The sequence below is a fragment of the Catellatospora sichuanensis genome (assembly GCF_007483665.1).
GTDB lineage: Bacteria > Actinomycetota > Actinomycetes > Mycobacteriales > Micromonosporaceae > Catellatospora > Catellatospora sichuanensis.
Genome location: NZ_VIQO01000024.1, coordinates 217,631 through 231,985 on the forward strand (window position 1 = coordinate 217,631; position 14,355 = coordinate 231,985).

The 14,355-nt window shown below is 70.3% G+C and carries 12 protein-coding genes; 6 read left to right on the plus strand and 6 right to left on the minus strand.

The window, feature by feature from the left end; translation table 11 throughout:
• Positions 1–1,200, plus strand: a complete 1,200-nt coding sequence (gene cobA / locus FLL47_RS30555; RefSeq protein ID WP_144125235.1) for a uroporphyrinogen-III C-methyltransferase — start codon at positions 1–3, stop codon at positions 1,198–1,200.
• A 219-nt stretch (positions 1,201–1,419) separates the two neighbouring features.
• Here the strand turns inward: cobA and otsB are convergent, their stop codons facing one another.
• Positions 1,420–3,948 carry a trehalose-phosphatase gene (gene otsB / locus FLL47_RS30560; RefSeq protein WP_144125407.1) on the minus strand — a complete coding sequence of 843 codons (2,529 nt, stop codon included), beginning with the start codon at positions 3,946–3,948 and terminating at the stop codon, positions 1,420–1,422.
• A gap of 8 nt (positions 3,949–3,956) precedes the next feature.
• Positions 3,957–5,378, minus strand: a complete 1,422-nt coding sequence (locus FLL47_RS30565) for an alpha,alpha-trehalose-phosphate synthase (UDP-forming) (RefSeq protein WP_144125238.1) — start codon at positions 5,376–5,378, stop codon at positions 3,957–3,959.
• Positions 5,379–5,670: 292 nt separating this feature from the next.
• Between FLL47_RS30565 and ettA the strand changes: the two genes are divergently transcribed.
• From ettA to FLL47_RS30585, 4 genes are all read left to right on the plus strand, one after another.
• Positions 5,671–7,347, plus strand: coding sequence for an energy-dependent translational throttle protein EttA (gene ettA, locus FLL47_RS30570; protein WP_144125241.1), 1,677 nt, complete (start codon positions 5,671–5,673; stop codon positions 7,345–7,347).
• Positions 7,348–7,426: 79 nt separating this feature from the next.
• Positions 7,427–7,828, plus strand: coding sequence for an acyl-CoA thioesterase (locus FLL47_RS30575; RefSeq protein WP_144125244.1), 402 nt, complete (start codon positions 7,427–7,429; stop codon positions 7,826–7,828).
• Positions 7,813–8,442 carry a DUF8185 domain-containing protein gene (locus FLL47_RS30580; RefSeq protein ID WP_144125247.1) on the plus strand — a complete coding sequence of 210 codons (630 nt, stop codon included), beginning with the start codon at positions 7,813–7,815 and terminating at the stop codon, positions 8,440–8,442. Before FLL47_RS30575 ends, FLL47_RS30580 begins: the two co-directional genes overlap by 16 nt.
• Positions 8,443–8,715: 273 nt before the next feature.
• On the plus strand, positions 8,716–9,183 hold the full coding sequence (locus FLL47_RS30585) for a type III secretion system chaperone family protein (protein WP_120321434.1): 468 nt from the start codon (positions 8,716–8,718) through the stop codon (positions 9,181–9,183).
• A 126-nt stretch (positions 9,184–9,309) separates the two neighbouring features.
• On the opposite strand, the gene FLL47_RS30590 is transcribed toward FLL47_RS30585, so the two are convergent.
• The 4 genes from FLL47_RS30590 to FLL47_RS30605 form a co-directional block, all read right to left on the minus strand.
• Entirely contained in the window at positions 9,310–10,590 is a 1,281-nt protein-coding gene (locus FLL47_RS30590) for a PKD domain containing protein (protein ID WP_144125250.1), read from the minus strand.
• A 117-nt stretch (positions 10,591–10,707) separates the two neighbouring features.
• Positions 10,708–11,124 (minus strand): globin, encoded by a 417-nt coding sequence (locus FLL47_RS30595; protein ID WP_144125253.1) that lies wholly within the window; start codon positions 11,122–11,124, stop codon positions 10,708–10,710.
• A gap of 10 nt (positions 11,125–11,134) precedes the next feature.
• Positions 11,135–12,460, minus strand: coding sequence for an MFS transporter (locus FLL47_RS30600; protein ID WP_246158860.1), 1,326 nt, complete (start codon positions 12,458–12,460; stop codon positions 11,135–11,137).
• A gap of 159 nt (positions 12,461–12,619) precedes the next feature.
• Entirely contained in the window at positions 12,620–13,636 is a 1,017-nt protein-coding gene (locus FLL47_RS30605) for a mechanosensitive ion channel family protein (RefSeq protein WP_144125259.1), read from the minus strand.
• 199 nt (positions 13,637–13,835) lie between these two features.
• On the opposite strand from FLL47_RS30605, the gene FLL47_RS30610 reads away from it, so the two are divergent.
• Positions 13,836–14,354: an HNH endonuclease gene (locus tag FLL47_RS30610; protein WP_144125262.1), complete on the plus strand. Its 519-nt coding sequence runs from the start codon at positions 13,836–13,838 to the stop codon at positions 14,352–14,354.
• Position 14,355 lies beyond the last annotated feature (1 nt).

Below are 14,355 nucleotides of genomic sequence, written 5' to 3' on the forward strand. Positions count from 1 at the left end.
GTGACTGAGCTGTATCCCCTGGCGCTCCGGTTGGACGGGCGACTGGTGTTGGTCGTCGGCGGTGGCGCGGTGGCGACCCGACGGGTGCCGGCGTTGCTGGCGGCTGGTGCGAACGTGCGGCTGGTCGCACCGGAGTTGACGCCCGCGCTGCGCGGGTTGTCCGATGCGGGCCGGCTCACCTGGCTCGCGCGTCCGTTCGCGGAGGACGACCTGGACGGCGTGTGGCTGGTGCAGGTCGCGGTCGACGACCATGAGGCCGCGGAGTCGGTCTCGGCCGCTGCGGAGCAGCGCCGCATCTTCTGCGTACGCGCCGACGACCGGCACGCCGCGAGCGCCTGGACCCCGGCGGTGGCCCGCCACGGCGCGGTGACCGTGGCCGTGCTCGCGGGCGGCTCGCCCCGGCGGGCGGTGGCCGTGCGCGACCGCATCGCGAACCTGCTGGCCACCGACGAGGCGACCGTGCCGGAGACGGTCAAGGGCACCGTGGCGCTGGTCGGCGGGGGCCCCGGCGACCCGGAGCTGATCACGGTCAAGGGCCGCCGCCTGCTGGCCGCCGCGGACGTGGTGGTCGCCGACCGGCTCGGCCCCGGCCTGCTGCTCGACGAGCTGCGCGCCGACGTGGAACTGGTCGACGTGGCCAAACTTCCGTACGGGCCCGCCGCGCAGCAGGAGGAGATCAACCGCGTCCTGGTCGAACGGGCCAAGGCCGGGCTGTTCGTGGTGCGCCTCAAGGGCGGCGACCCGTACGTGTTCGGCCGCGGCGGCGAAGAGGTGCTGGCCTGCACCGAGGCGGGTGTGCCGGTGACCGTGGTGCCCGGCGTGACGAGCGCCATCTCGGTGCCGGCGGCGGCCGGGATCCCCGTGACGCATCGCCGGGTGGCCCACGAGTTCACCGTGGTCAGCGGCCACCTCGGCCCTGACCATCCGGACTCACTCGTGGACTGGCCCGCGCTGGCCCGGCTGCGCGGCACCCTGGTCATCCTGATGGGCCTGAAGAATCTGCCCGCCATCGTGGCGACACTGCTGACCCACGGCCGCGACGCCGCGACCCCCGCCGCGGTCATCCAAGAGGGCACCACCGACCAGCAGCAGTCCCTCCACGGCACCCTCGCCGACCTCCCCGACCTGGCCAAGCGCCTCAACCCGCCCGCCATCGTCGTCATCGGCCACGTGGCCGCCGTCCTCCCCCCCACCCCCTGACCCACCTCCCACCCCGCCGCCGCCTCCGCGCGCTTCGCGTTGCAGTTTCGGGGAAAGTGCAGGAATCGAAGGGCTGGATCGTGCAGTTTCCCCGAAACTGCAACGCGACGGCCGCCGGAGGCGTCGCGACGACGCGTCGGCGGTCTGGGTGGGTGGAGGGGAGAGCGTTAGGAAGGGCACCTTCACAACGCTGAGCGTTGTGAAGGTGCCCTTCCTTCGTCAGCGGCCCAGGAGTTGGGCGCAGCGGATCAGGCCCAGGTGGCTGTATGCCTGCGGGTGGTTGCCGAGGCCGCGCTCCAGGTCCGGGTCGTACTGCTCGGGGAGCAGTCCGGTCGGGCCGGCCGTGGCCAGCATCTGGTCGAACAGTTCCTCGGCGTCGGCCCGGCGGCCGGTCCGCAGGTACGCCTCGATCAGCCACGCCGTGCAGATGTGGAAGCCGCCCTCCTTGCCGGGCATGCCGTCGTCCCACTTGTACCGGTAGACCACCGGTCCCGAACGCAGCTCGGCCTCTACCGCGAGCACCGTGTCCAGGAAGCGCGGGTCGTCGTCGGCCAGCAGGCCGGACAGCCCGATCCACAGGCTGGACGCGTCCATCTCCGGGAAGCCGTAGGCCACCGTGTACGCCTTGGTGCCCTCGTGCCAGCCCTGGTGCAGGACGTTCTCGGCGATCCGGTCCCGCAGCTCGACCCACTCGGGCCGCTCCTCGGTGGTGTGCCGCTCCAGCACCTGCAGCGCCCGGTCCACCGTCATCCACGACATGACCTTGGAGTACACATGGTGGCGCGGAGGCAGGCGGGCCTCCCAGATGCCGTGGTCGGGCTCGTGCCAGCGCTGGCTGCAGGCCTGCACCATGGCCTCCATGACCCGCCACTCCTCGTGACGGATCTTGCCGCGCCGGTCCGCGACCGCCATCAGCACGTCCGCGACCGGGCCGAACACGTCGAGCTGCAGCTGCTTGTTGGCGGCGTTGCCGACGCGCACCGGCCGGGAGCCGGCGTAGCCGGGCAGGCTCTCGATCACGGCCTCCGGGCCGAGCTCGTAGCCGTCCACGGTGTAGAGCGGGTGCAGCCGCTCCGGGTGCCCGCCGGTGCGGTCGACCACGCCGTCGACCCAGCGCAGGAACGCCTCGGCCTCGGTCAGCGAGCCCAGCTCGACCAGCGCCTTGACGGTCATCGCGCCGTCACGCAGCCAGACGAAGCGGTAGTCCCAGTTGCGGATGCCGCCCAGCGTCTCCGGCAGGGACGTGGTCGCCGCCGCGATGACGCCGCCGCCCTCGAAGTGGCACAGCCCGCGCAGCGTGAGCGCGCTGCGCATGACCACCTCCTTCTCGACCGAGGGCAGCTCCAGGGAGTTGGCCCACTCCCGCCACGGCTGCTCGACCTGCTCCAGCCGTTCGGTCGCGGTCAGCGGGTGCGCGGTCAGGTTGTGGCTGCGCATGCGCATCTCGAGCAGCGCCTCGCCGTTCATCCGGGACAGGTCGATCACCGCGCGGGCGGTGTCGTGCCCGCCGTCGTCGACCACGTCCCACTCCACACCGGGGGAGTACAGGCACAGGTGCTCGCTGGTGCCCAGCACGAGCAGCCCGTCGGTGAGCGGCTGCAGCTGCACCGGCACCTGCCCGAACTCCGGACGCGGGGCGTACTCGACGCGCACCACGGTGTTGCCGGTGAGGCGGCGCATCAGGCTGTCGCCCTCGAGCCAGTCCGTCACGGTCAGCCCGGACCAGCGGGTCTCCACGGTCATCGTGCCGGGGCGGTAGCGCTGGCCCAGCGGGTGGCCGCCACGCTGCGGAGCGACGGTGAAGTGGCCCGCGGGCGCGCCGCCGAGCAGGTCGGCGAAGATCGCCGCGCTGTCCGGCCGCGGGTGGCACAGCCAGCTCACCCGGGCGTCCGGGCTGATCAGCGCGACGGTGCGGCCGTCGGCCAGCATCGAGTGGCGCTCGATCGGCACGGCCCGCTCGCCGAACAGCCAGTGCCGCCGGGTGTCCAGCAGCAGCGCCAGGATGCGCACCGCCTGCAGGGGGTCGTGCACCCGGAAGTTCGCGGCGGTCTCGCCCGCGCCGACCTTGACGCCGATGTCCTTGCCCGACAACTGCCGGAAGGCGTTCTCGTCGGTGACGTCGTCGCCCATGAACAGCACCGCGCCCGCGGACACCTGGCGGCGCAGCTCGTCGATCGCGGTGCCCTTGTGCGAGGCCAGCACCGACAGCTCGACGACCTCCTTGCCCTCCGTGGTGTGCACGCCGGCCCAGGCGGCCGGGCCGCACCGGATGGCGTCGGTCACCGCGGCGGCGACGGCCCGGGAGGCGGTGCGCAGGTGCACGGCGACGCTGGCGGGCTTGTTCTCCAGGCGTACGCCCGGGTGCTCGGCGGCGATGCGCTCCAGCTCGGTCTGCAGCCGGCTGCGCAGTTCGACCAGGTCGGAGGCGAGCCGCTGGACGAAGCCGATGTCGAACTCGGAGCCGTGGCTGCCGACGAGATGCACCTCGCTGGGCAGCCGGGACAGGGCCGCCAGGTCGCGCAGTGCCCGACCGGAGACCACCGCGACGGTGGTCTGCGGCAGCGTGGCCAGCGATCGCAGCGCCGCGACGGCCTCCGGGATGGGGGCGGCCGCGGACGGGTCCTCCACGATCGGCGCCAGGGTGCCGTCGTAGTCGCACGCGACGAGCAGGTGCGGCACGCGGGCCAACTGCGCGAGCGCGGAGCGCAGTTCGGGGTCGAAGCCGTCGCGGTCGAGATCGACGGTCATGCCCAGGGTCATGGTATTGCTCCCAGTTCGGTCAGGAAGTCTGACGCCCAGCGCGCCACGTCGTGGCGGCGCAGGTGCCGCTGCATCACGCTCATCCGGCGCCGGGCCTCGTGCTCGTCGACGGTGACCGCGCGCATGAGTGCGTCCTTGACCGCGTCCAGATCGTGGGGATTGCACAGGAACGCCTGCCGCAGCTCTCCGGCCGCGCCCGCGAACTCGCTCAACACGAGTGCGCCACCATGCTCCAAGCGTGCCGCCACGTACTCCTTGGCCACCAGGTTCATACCGTCCCGCAACGGGGTCACCATCATGACGTCGGCCGCGCAGTAGAGCGCGGCCAACTCACTGCGACTGTACGACTGGTGCAGGTAATGCACGGCAGGCACGCCGACGCGGCCGAAATCCCCGTTGATCCGGCCCACCTCGCGCTCGACCTTGATGCGAAGTGCCTGGTAGTGCTCGACCCTTTCCCGGCTCGGCGTCGCGACCTGCACCATCACCGATTCCGGCACGGACAGCCGCCCTGCGGCCAGGAGCTCGCGATATGCCTTCAGGCGGTGCTCGATGCCCTTGGTGTAGTCGAGCCGGTCCACGCCCAGAATGACCGTTTTGGGGTCGCCCAGCTCGGCCCGGATCTGCACCGCCCGCTCCCGGACAAGTGGGTTGTCCGCGAGACGCTGCATCTCGCCCACGTCGATCGAGATCGGGAAGGCGTCCGCCTTGACCTGCCGGCCCTCATATTCGATCACATTGCCGTGGTACGGCGTGCCGAGCAGATGCCGGGCCAGCCGGATGAAGTTCTGCGCGGCCAGGCGCTGCTGGAAGCCGACCAGGTCGGCCCCGAGCAGGCCGCGCAGCACCTCGGCGCGCTGCGGCAGCTGCATGAACAGCTCGATCGGCGGGAACGGGATGTGCAGGAAGAAGCCGATCTTGAGGTCGGGGCGCAGTTCCCGCAGCATCGCGGGGACCAACTGCAGCTGATAGTCCTGCACCCACACGGTGGCGCCCTCGGCGGCGACCTCCGCGGCGGCCTCCGCGTAGCGCCGGTTGACCACCCGGTAGGCCTCCCGCCAGCGGCGGCGGAAGACCGGTGGCTCGACGTTGTCGTGGTAGAGCGGCCAGATGGTGGCGTTGGACTGGCCCTCGTAGTAGCGCTCGAGGTCTTCTTCCGAAAGCGGCACCGGGCGCAGATTGATCCCGTCCAGCTCGAACGGGTCCGGCGCCGAACCGGGCGAACCCGACCAGCCGATCCACGTGCCGTGGCGCTCGACGAGCACCGGGTGCAGGGCGGTGACGAGTCCGCCGGGGCTGCGCCGCCATCGGCGGCGGGAATCTCCGGAACCGGTGACGCGGCCTCCCGGGGTGTCCGTGGTCACTTCGTCCACGGGCAGCCGGTTTGCGACGACAACGAACGGACTGCGATCGACCATCGCTGCCTCTCCTCCGATCGGTGGATCGTGGGCCATCCTCTGAGACTACTGAAGTCCTCTGGAAGGTGGATCATCGGCGCGACACGCGATGGCGATACGTGTAGATCATCCCAGCGCTGCGCTTTGATCACAACCCGCTGCGTGATGCCCACCTCGTGCCCTGCGAAACCTTGTGTCCGGGTCGGGGCACGTCCGGGGCCGAGCGAGCCACCTCACACGGCCCCATGTCCCGGGTCGCGGGGCCACCTGGGAGTATTGACACGAAGACTGTCTGAAGGGGGTTGGCCCGACCGTGGCCCAGTTCATATACACGCTCGAGAAGGCACGCAAGGCGCACGGCGACAAGGTTGTGCTCGACAACGTCACGCTCAACTTCCTGCCGGGTGCCAAGATCGGCGTGGTCGGTCCGAACGGCGCGGGTAAGTCGAGCCTTCTGCGGATCATGTCCGGCCAGGACATCCCCAGCAACGGCGAGGCCCGGCTCATGCCCGGTTACACCGTCGGCATGGTGGCGCAGGAGCCCCGCCTGGACGAGTCGCTGACCGTGCTGCAGAACATCGAGCTCGCCGTCGCCGACACCAAGGCCAAGCTCGCGCGCTTCAACGAGATCGCCGAGCTGATGGCGACCGACTACTCCGACGAGCTCATGGACGAGATGGGCCGGCTCCAGGAGCAGCTGGACCACAGTGACGCGTGGGACCTCGACTCCAAGCTCGAGCAGGCCATGGACGCGCTGCGCTGCCCGGAGCCCGACCTGCCGGTCGGCCCGCTGTCCGGTGGCGAGAAGCGCCGCGTGGCGCTGTGCAAGGTGCTGCTGGAGCAGCCCGACCTGCTGCTGCTCGACGAGCCCACCAACCACCTGGACGCCGAGAGCGTGCTCTGGCTGGAGCAGCACCTGGCGAAGTACCCCGGCACGGTGATCGCGATCACCCACGACCGGTACTTCCTGGACAACGTGGCCCAGTGGATCCTCGAGCTCGACCGCGGGCGCGCGTACCCGTACGAGGGCAACTACTCCACCTACCTGGAGAAGAAGGCCGCGCGTCTGTCGATCGAGGGCCGCAAGGACGCCAAGATGCGCAAGCGGCTCTCCGAGGAGCTGGAGTGGGTGCGCAGCAACGCCAAGGCGCGCCAGACCAAGTCCCGGGCCCGTCTGGACCGGTACGAGGAGATGGCGTCCGAGGCTGAGAAGACCCGCAAGCTGGACTTCGAGGAGATCCAGATCCCGCCGGGCCCGCGCCTGGGCAACACGGTGATCGAGGCCAAGGACCTGGTCAAGGGCTTCGGCGAGCGGGTGCTCATCGAGAACCTGTCGTTCTCGCTGCCGCGCAACGGCATCGTCGGCATCATCGGCCCCAACGGTGTCGGCAAGACCACCCTGTTCAAGACCATCGTCGGGCTGGAGAAGCCGGACGACGGCGCGGTCAGGGTCGGCGAGACGGTGACGCTGTCGTACGTCGACCAGAACCGGGCCGGCCTGGACAGCTCGCAGACCGTGTGGGAGGTCGTCTCCGACGGCCTGGACTACCTGATGGTCGGCAAGGTCGAGATGCCGTCGCGGGCGTACGTGGCCGCGTTCGGCTTCAAGGGCCCGGACCAGCAGAAGCCGGTCAACGTGCTGTCCGGCGGCGAGCGCAACCGGCTCAACCTGGCGCTGACGCTCAAGATCGGCGGCAACGTGCTGCTGCTCGACGAGCCCACCAACGACCTGGACGTGGAGACGCTCTCCAGCCTGGAGAACGCGCTGCTGGAGTTCCCCGGCTGCGCCGTGGTCATCTCCCACGACCGGATGTTCCTCGACCGCGTGTCCACCCACATCCTGGCGTGGGAGGGCACCGACGAGAACGAGTCGAAGTGGTTCTGGTTCGAGGGCAACTTCGAGTCGTACGAGAAGAACAAGATCGAGCGCCTGGGTGTCGAGGCCGCCCGCCCGCACCGGGTCACCCACCGCAGGCTGACGCGCGACTGATCCGGATCTTGAAGATCCACCGGCCTGCCGGTCGCGCGAGCGACCGGCAGGCCGAACGATCAAGGCGAGTGGGAGAACCATGAGATTCACCTACCACTGCGCGCTGCGGTGGTCCGATCTTGATGCGTACGGGCACGTCAACAACGCGCGCTTCCTCACCCTGTACGAGGAGGCCCGGGTCGCGATGATGTTCGTCGGCGCCCGGGAGGCCGGAGTGACCTCCTTCGAGGAGGGCATCGTGGTGTCCCGGCACGAGGTGGACTACCTGCGGCCCGTCGACTACGGCGACCCGGTGCGCATCGAACTGTGGATCGCCGATCTCAAATCGTCCCGGTTCACCGTCTGCTACGAGCTGTTCGACGGGGACCTGCTGGCCAGCCGGGCCCGGTCCGTGCTGGTGCCGTACGACCTGGACAAGCAGCGGCCGCGCCGGATGAGCGAGGCCGAGCAGAGTTTCCTGAAGCCATGGCTGTCGACCTGAGCGACCGCGCCGACGCGGCGGTGTTCCTGCGCCGGCTGCTGCGGCTGGACCCGGCGACGCTGGTGCGGCTGCGTCCGGCCGGGCCGGACCGGGTGGCGCTGTGGGCGTCGCTGCCGTGGGGTGTGCTGGTCACCCGCACCGTCGCCGGCAGCGTGGACCGCGACCGGGTGGCCGCGGCCTCGGCGCTGCTGGAGGGCGTCGCGGAGCCGCCGGTGCTGGACGACCGGTGGCGCGGCGCGCTGCCCCCGGCGACCGTCACGGCCGTCGAGCGGCTGCCCGCGACCGTGGTCGGCGGGGTGGCGGCGTCCGCCGCGCAGGCGTTGCGCGATGTCGAGTCCACCGGCCTCAAGGGCCGTGTCGTCGGGCAGCGGGTGTTGCGCGACGCGCTCCTGGACCACATCGTGGTGAGCGGAACGTCCGATGTGGACGGCGTGGCGTTCGCCGTGCCGCAGCGGCTCGTGCAAGGGTTGGTGCGGATGGGCTTCCTCGGTGCCGAGGAGGTGACCGTGGTCACCGCCGGGACATGGACGGGACTCGCCGGTTCCTATGGCACAGCGTGGTTCCGGGCACCCGTGTTGTCCGTACGGCCGATTGCAAGTCGGTCGATCGGTTGATCGGACATCGTCTGTTCAGCCCGGGACCTTCGGTAAGGGGATGACGAAAGACGGCTGTACGGGTAGCCTCCTCGCCGGGGATGGAACTGAGGGTAGGCGAGCAATCTCCCTCAGCATTGATCTGTCGGCTTCAGGCTACGGTCGGACAGGAGCATGGGCATGGCGTGGTTTTCGTGGCAACGCTTGCGGGTGGGTCAGTCGACGGCGGGGACGGCGCGTCCGCGTACGGTCCCGCAACAACGCAGCCTCTTCGAGGTGCCGGACGATCTGTCCATGATGGACAGCCTGCCACCGGCGCCGACGACCCTGGCGCCGGCCGAGACACCACAGGTCAACCTGCGCCGCATCGCCGCCACCCTCGACCTGCTCGACATCCGCTACCTCTCCGACGGGGAGGAGAGCCTGCTGGCGCTCTGGGAGCGCCACGCCCTGCTGTTCGCGGTCGAGGGGCCTGACGACGAGATCCTGGTGATCCGGGCCCGTCCGCACGCCACCGTGCCGCCGGAGCTGGCCGACCTCGCCTACCGCGCGGTCAACGAGTGGAACCACACCCGCCGCTTCGCCAAGGCCTACGTGGGCGACCCCACCGAGCGCGGCCAACTGCCGATCTACGCCGAGTGGCAGGTGCCCCTGCGCTCCGGCGTGCACGACGCGCTGCTGATGGAGCTGCTCGACTGCGCCGCCTCGGTGTCCACCACCTTCGTGGACTGGATGCACAGCGACGGCGGCCTGCTGCTCTGAGGACGTCACTCCACCGCCGCAGGGCCCTCTGACGGCGACAGCCGCCTGTCCGGGTCTCGTACACCCGGGCAGGCGGCTGATCTCGTCCGAGCCGCTCCGGCAGCCCGCAGGCGGCCGGTCACCGCTTCAGCCGGTGCGGGGGAACAGGCCGATCCGGCCGTGGTACTCGCGGCCGAGCTCGTCGGTGTCCGAGCCCACCAGCAGGCCCTGCGGGGTGGTGGCGAACGCGCGCACGCCCACGCCGCGGCTGCGGGTCGGGTTCCAGGGCAGGGCCATCCCGGTCACCGGGTCGATCGCGGCGACGCCGGGGCGCTCCACCGCACCCGGCCCGGCGGACTCCATGCCGTACGGGTTGTCCAGCCAGCGCTGGTGCCCGCCGACGTAGACGGCGCCGCCCACGATCTCGACGGCGTACAGCGAGTCGCCGCCGGTGTGGTTGACCCAGGTGGGGCGGACCTTGCCGGTGGCGTAGGTCTCGAACCGGGCTGCCGTGTCGCAGTTGATTTCGTAGCCGCTGAGCCGGCCGGTGGTGACGATGACGAAGTACTCGCCGTCGGGGGAGAAGTCGGCCGCACGCATATAGGTGTCGAAGCCCTCCCGGCACAGCGGGACGTACGCGTCGGTCGACCAGTTGGCGGCCTTCGACGGGTTGCCGGTCAGGTCGAACATCGCGGCCTGCACCCGGCGGGCCGACCCGACCCGGGTGAACGCGCCGATCGCCAGCAGCCGGTCACCGGCCGGCGAGATCGCGATGTCCTCGACCTTCACCCGGCCGATCTCCGGGGCGTCCAGCCGCGCGTCGAACACCGGGTCCACCAGGCCGGTGAGCGCGTCGATCCGGGCCAGGCCGCGCCGCGGCACGTCGTTGACCGCGGTGAACGAACCGCCGAGGTAGAGCCACGGTCCGTCGACGGCCAGCCCGCGCACGTCGCCCCAGTTGATCGAGGCGTCGAAGCCCTCGACCTGCTCGCCGGTGGCCAGGTCTAGCCGGGCGAGCCCGCGCTGCTCCTCCTCGTCGATCTCCTCGAACGAGCCGCCGACGAACACCGAGTTGTCCGGGCCGGGGGTCAGCGAATAGACCATGCCGTCCACGTCCGGGTCGAAGTCGAGCACGGCCCCGGTGTGCAGGTCGAAGGCGAACAGGTGCTCGCGCTCGTACTCCTCGGTGCCGGCGTTGTCGCTCACCCTGGTGAAGTCGCCGCCGACCACGACGATCTGCCCGACGACGGCCAGCGCGTGCACCTCGCCGTCGAGAATATGCGGCGTCCAGTCGGCGGGATCCTCGTCCACGGTGCGCACGGCGCGCGGTTTCAGGTTCTCGGCCGGGGCCTGGGGTTCGGCCGCCCACACGGCGGCGGGTAGGGCCATCGCGGCCAGGGCGGCCAGCGATACCACGCGATGGCGCATCAGGACGTCTCCTCGCAAATCCGGGCATTCCTCCCCTGGTTAACGAGGCGACCGAAAAGAAGGGCACCCTTCCCGGCTGGTCAGTCGAGAAGGGTGCCCAAGGTCACTCAGTGCTGCTCAGTGATCAGCGTTCACCATGAAGAACGCTGCCCGCTCCAGGTAGTCCCACAGCATCTTGTCCAGCTCGGGGCTGAGTTCGAGGACGTCGACGGCGTGGCGCATGTGGCGCAGCCAGGCGTCGCGCTCGACGCTGCCGATGACGAACGGGGCATGCCGCATCCGCAGCCGGGGGTGCCCGCGCTCCTGCGAGTAGGTGGTCGGGCCGCCCCAGTACTGGATCAGGAAGAGCCGCAGCCGCTCGTTGGCCGGGCCGAGGTCTTCCTCCGGGTACATCGGGCGCATCACCGGGTCGGTCGCGACGCCGGCGTAGAACTCGTCCACGAGCAGTCGGAAGGCGTCCTCACCGCCGAGCAGCTCGAAGTAGTTCGGAGTCGGGAGGGCGGTCGACGCGGGGGCGGCGGGCTGGTCACTCACCAGCCCTAGGCTACCCGGCGACCGGAGCCTCGTTGAGCCGCCGGGCGCGCTCGATGGCTGCGGTGAAGCGCTCGTGCGGCGGCCACGCGCTGAGCGCCACCAGCACCAGCACCACACCGGCCACGCTCCACAGGCCGATGACCTGGTGCAGGGGCCAGTGGTTGGCCAGCACGCCGGTGATCAGCACCGCGCCGCCCTGCATCACCTGCACGCCGCCCTGCATCACGCCGAACGCGCGGGCCCGGTAGACGTTCGGCAGCGCCTGCACGAACAGCGCGTTGATGGTGGGCAGCATGCCGGCCAGGCAGAAGCCGCAGGCCGCCGCCATCAGGCACACCGCGAACAGTGACGGGTTGAGCAGCGCCGGGACCAGCATGATCGGGGTGAGCACGGCCAGCGGCCGGATCAGCGACCGGCGCACGTGCGGTGCCATGAACCGGCCGACCACGATGCCGCCCAGCACGTAACCGGCCGGATTGGCGAGCATGATCATGCCTTGCGCGAAGCCGCGCTCGGAATCTCCGTCGAGCGTCAGGTGGTGTGCCCAGACCGCGGCGAGGCCCTCCGGCACGATCGCGAACAGGGTCACGCTGAAGACGAGCACGGCGATGGCGCGCAGCGCGGGGATCCCGAAGACCACCCGGAAGCCGTCGGCGGTCTCCCGGACCAGGTTGCGGCGCGCGCTCGGGTTGCCCATCGCAGGTCGGTGCCGCACCACGAACGTCAGCAGCAGCGCCGAGACGGCGAAGGTGCCGGCGTCGAGCAGCAGCGACATCCGCGGGTTCATGGCGGCCAGCAGGCCGCCGGCGAGGTAGCCGCCGATCTGGGCGGCCTGGCCCGCGCTGATGTTCAGCGATATCCCCACCACCAGGCGGTCGCCGGTGAGGATGGCCGGATACAGCGCGGAGCGGGCGGCCTCGTAGGGCGGGTTGCCCAGGGCGGTGAGGAAGAGCAGGCCGATCAGGACCGGGACCGGCAGGCCGGGCACCGCGACCAGCGCGATGAGCACCATCCGCGCCAGATCACTGACGATCATGACCGAGCGGTACGGGTACCGCTCGGCGACCGCGGCCAGCATCGGGCCCAGCAGCACCCACGGCGCGAAGCTGATCGCGAAGGTCGCCGCGGCCATGCCGGCCGACTGCGTCTGCTCGTAGACCAGCGTGGTGACCGCGGCCTTGGCCAGGTAGTCGCCGATCCAGGACAGCACGCTCGCACCGAGCATGCCCCGGTACTCGCGGATGGCGAGCACCTCACCGAAGGTCGCGCGGTGCTCGGGTTGCGAGCCGGGCGGATCGTTCGGCGGGGGTGTGTTGGTGCGAGTGGGGTGGTGCACCACCGGATGGTCCTCCATCGATCACGACATTGGTGTCGAGGACCGCCATCCTGTCGCAGAGTCACGCCGAATGACCGTCCCAGAAGGGATGTCGTCGGTTGATTCTGCCCGATCGGTGGATAAAGCGCTAGCCTCTACGGCTGATGCCACGCTGTCCGGTCAGGGGGCTGTCGGCTCCTCAGCGGGCACCGGTGCCCGCAGCGAGCGGGTCGCCTGCATCTGCGCCGCGATGCCCGAGGCCTCGAGCGCTTCAGTGAGCCGGCGGCGTATCTCCCGCTGCAGGTCCCACTGCCGGTCGGCGGAGGTCTTGCAGACGGTGCGGATCACCGCGCCGTCCACGCTGATGCTCTCGACGCCCAGCACCTGCGGCGGCTCCACGAAGTCGGCGGACCACTCGGGATCGCGCGAGAAGGCGTCGACCGCCTCGCGCAGCACCGACGTCGCCTCCTCCACGCCGACGAAGCCGATCGGCACGTCGATCATGACGGTGGCCCAGCCCTGGCTCTTGTTGCCGACGCGGACGATCTCGCCGTTGCGCACGTACCAGATCACGCCACGGGCGTCGCGGATGGTGACGGTGCGCAGGCCGACCGACTCGACCACACCGATCGCCTCGCCGGTGTCGATCACGTCGCCCACCCCGTACTGGTCCTCCAGCAGCATGAACAGGCCCGCGATCAGGTCCTTGACCAGTGACTGCGCGCCGAAGCCGAGGGCCACGCCGACGATGCCGAGGCTGGCGATGAGCGGGCCGACATTGATGGAGAACTCGCTGAGCACGATCAGGAAGGCGACCGAGAACACCGCCACGGTGACCATGCTCTTGAGCACCGAGCCGATGGCCTCGGCGCGCTGGCGCCGGCGCTCGGGGAACATGCTCCCGGCGTTCAGTACCGAGACCGGCACCTTCTCCCGGATCGGCCGCAGCATCGTCGGCACCTTGCCCTGCGCGGTGCGTGCCACGATCTTGTTGATCGTGTGATTCAGCAGCGCGCGGGCGATCATCGCCACGAGAATGATGACGATGATGCGCAGCGGCTTGATGAGGATGTAGTAGCCGCCGTCGGCCAGCCACTGCGAGTCGGAGAAGTTGTAGACGCCCTTGCAGATGGGGTCCTGCAGGCACGCGGTGGAGGGGGTCTCCGAGGGGTCGGGGGCGAGAAGGCTCAACGGCATGGCTAACTGGCTACCTCATCAGTCGGTCGGTGGTGCGGGCGGCCTTGGTGGACTTTCCTCGCATATGCCAATGAGCAGGGCATAACGCGGCTGAGAATTCATGAGACCGCCGCAAATTGTAGGTGCATTCACCAGATCAATCGGGGACGATGGTCACAATGACGCGATGACGTGACTGTGCCGCCGGAGGGTGAGACCGATGCCTGACATACGACCCACAGCCGCCTCCGCCGCGTTGCTCCTCAACGCGACCTATGAACCGCTGTGTGTCGTGTCCGTGCGCCGGGCCGCCATTCTCATTCTCTCGGGCAAGGCCGTCTGCGTCGCCGACGGCGACGGGGTGCTGCACAGCTCTCGCGCCCGGGTGCCGGTCCCCCTGGTCGCCAAACTCACCCGATACGTGCGGGTGCCCTATCGCACCCAGGTCGGCCTGTCCCGGCGCGCCATATTCGCGCGCGACGGCGGGCGCTGCGTCTACTGCCAGGGCCCCGCCGAGACGATCGACCACGTGCACCCGCGATCCAAGGGCGGGCAGCACGCCTGGGAGAACGTGGTCGCCGCCTGCGCACGCTGTAACCATCACAAGGGCGACAAGACGCTGGCCGACCTCGGCTGGCGTCTTCCCATGAAGCCCACGGTGCCGCACGGCGCGATCTGGCGCGTGCTCGGCCACCGCACCCCGGACCCGCGCTGGGCGCAGTGGCTGGAGACGGTCTGAG

Coding starts and splice junctions, on each gene's coding strand:
- otsB (WP_144125407.1), bottom strand. CDS start 3,948: ATGACCGTCGATCTCGACCGCGACGGCTTCGACCCCGAACTGCGCTCC.
- FLL47_RS30565 (WP_144125238.1), bottom strand. CDS start 5,378: ATGGTCGATCGCAGTCCGTTCGTTGTCGTCGCAAACCGGCTGCCCGTG.
- FLL47_RS30575 (WP_144125244.1), top strand. CDS start 7,427: ATGAGATTCACCTACCACTGCGCGCTGCGGTGGTCCGATCTTGATGCG.
- FLL47_RS30580 (WP_144125247.1), top strand. CDS start 7,813: ATGGCTGTCGACCTGAGCGACCGCGCCGACGCGGCGGTGTTCCTGCGC.
- FLL47_RS30585 (WP_120321434.1), top strand. CDS start 8,716: ATGATGGACAGCCTGCCACCGGCGCCGACGACCCTGGCGCCGGCCGAG.
- FLL47_RS30590 (WP_144125250.1), bottom strand. CDS start 10,590: ATGCGCCATCGCGTGGTATCGCTGGCCGCCCTGGCCGCGATGGCCCTA.
- FLL47_RS30605 (WP_144125259.1), bottom strand. CDS start 13,636: ATGCCGTTGAGCCTTCTCGCCCCCGACCCCTCGGAGACCCCCTCCACC.
- FLL47_RS30610 (WP_144125262.1), top strand. CDS start 13,836: ATGCCTGACATACGACCCACAGCCGCCTCCGCCGCGTTGCTCCTCAAC.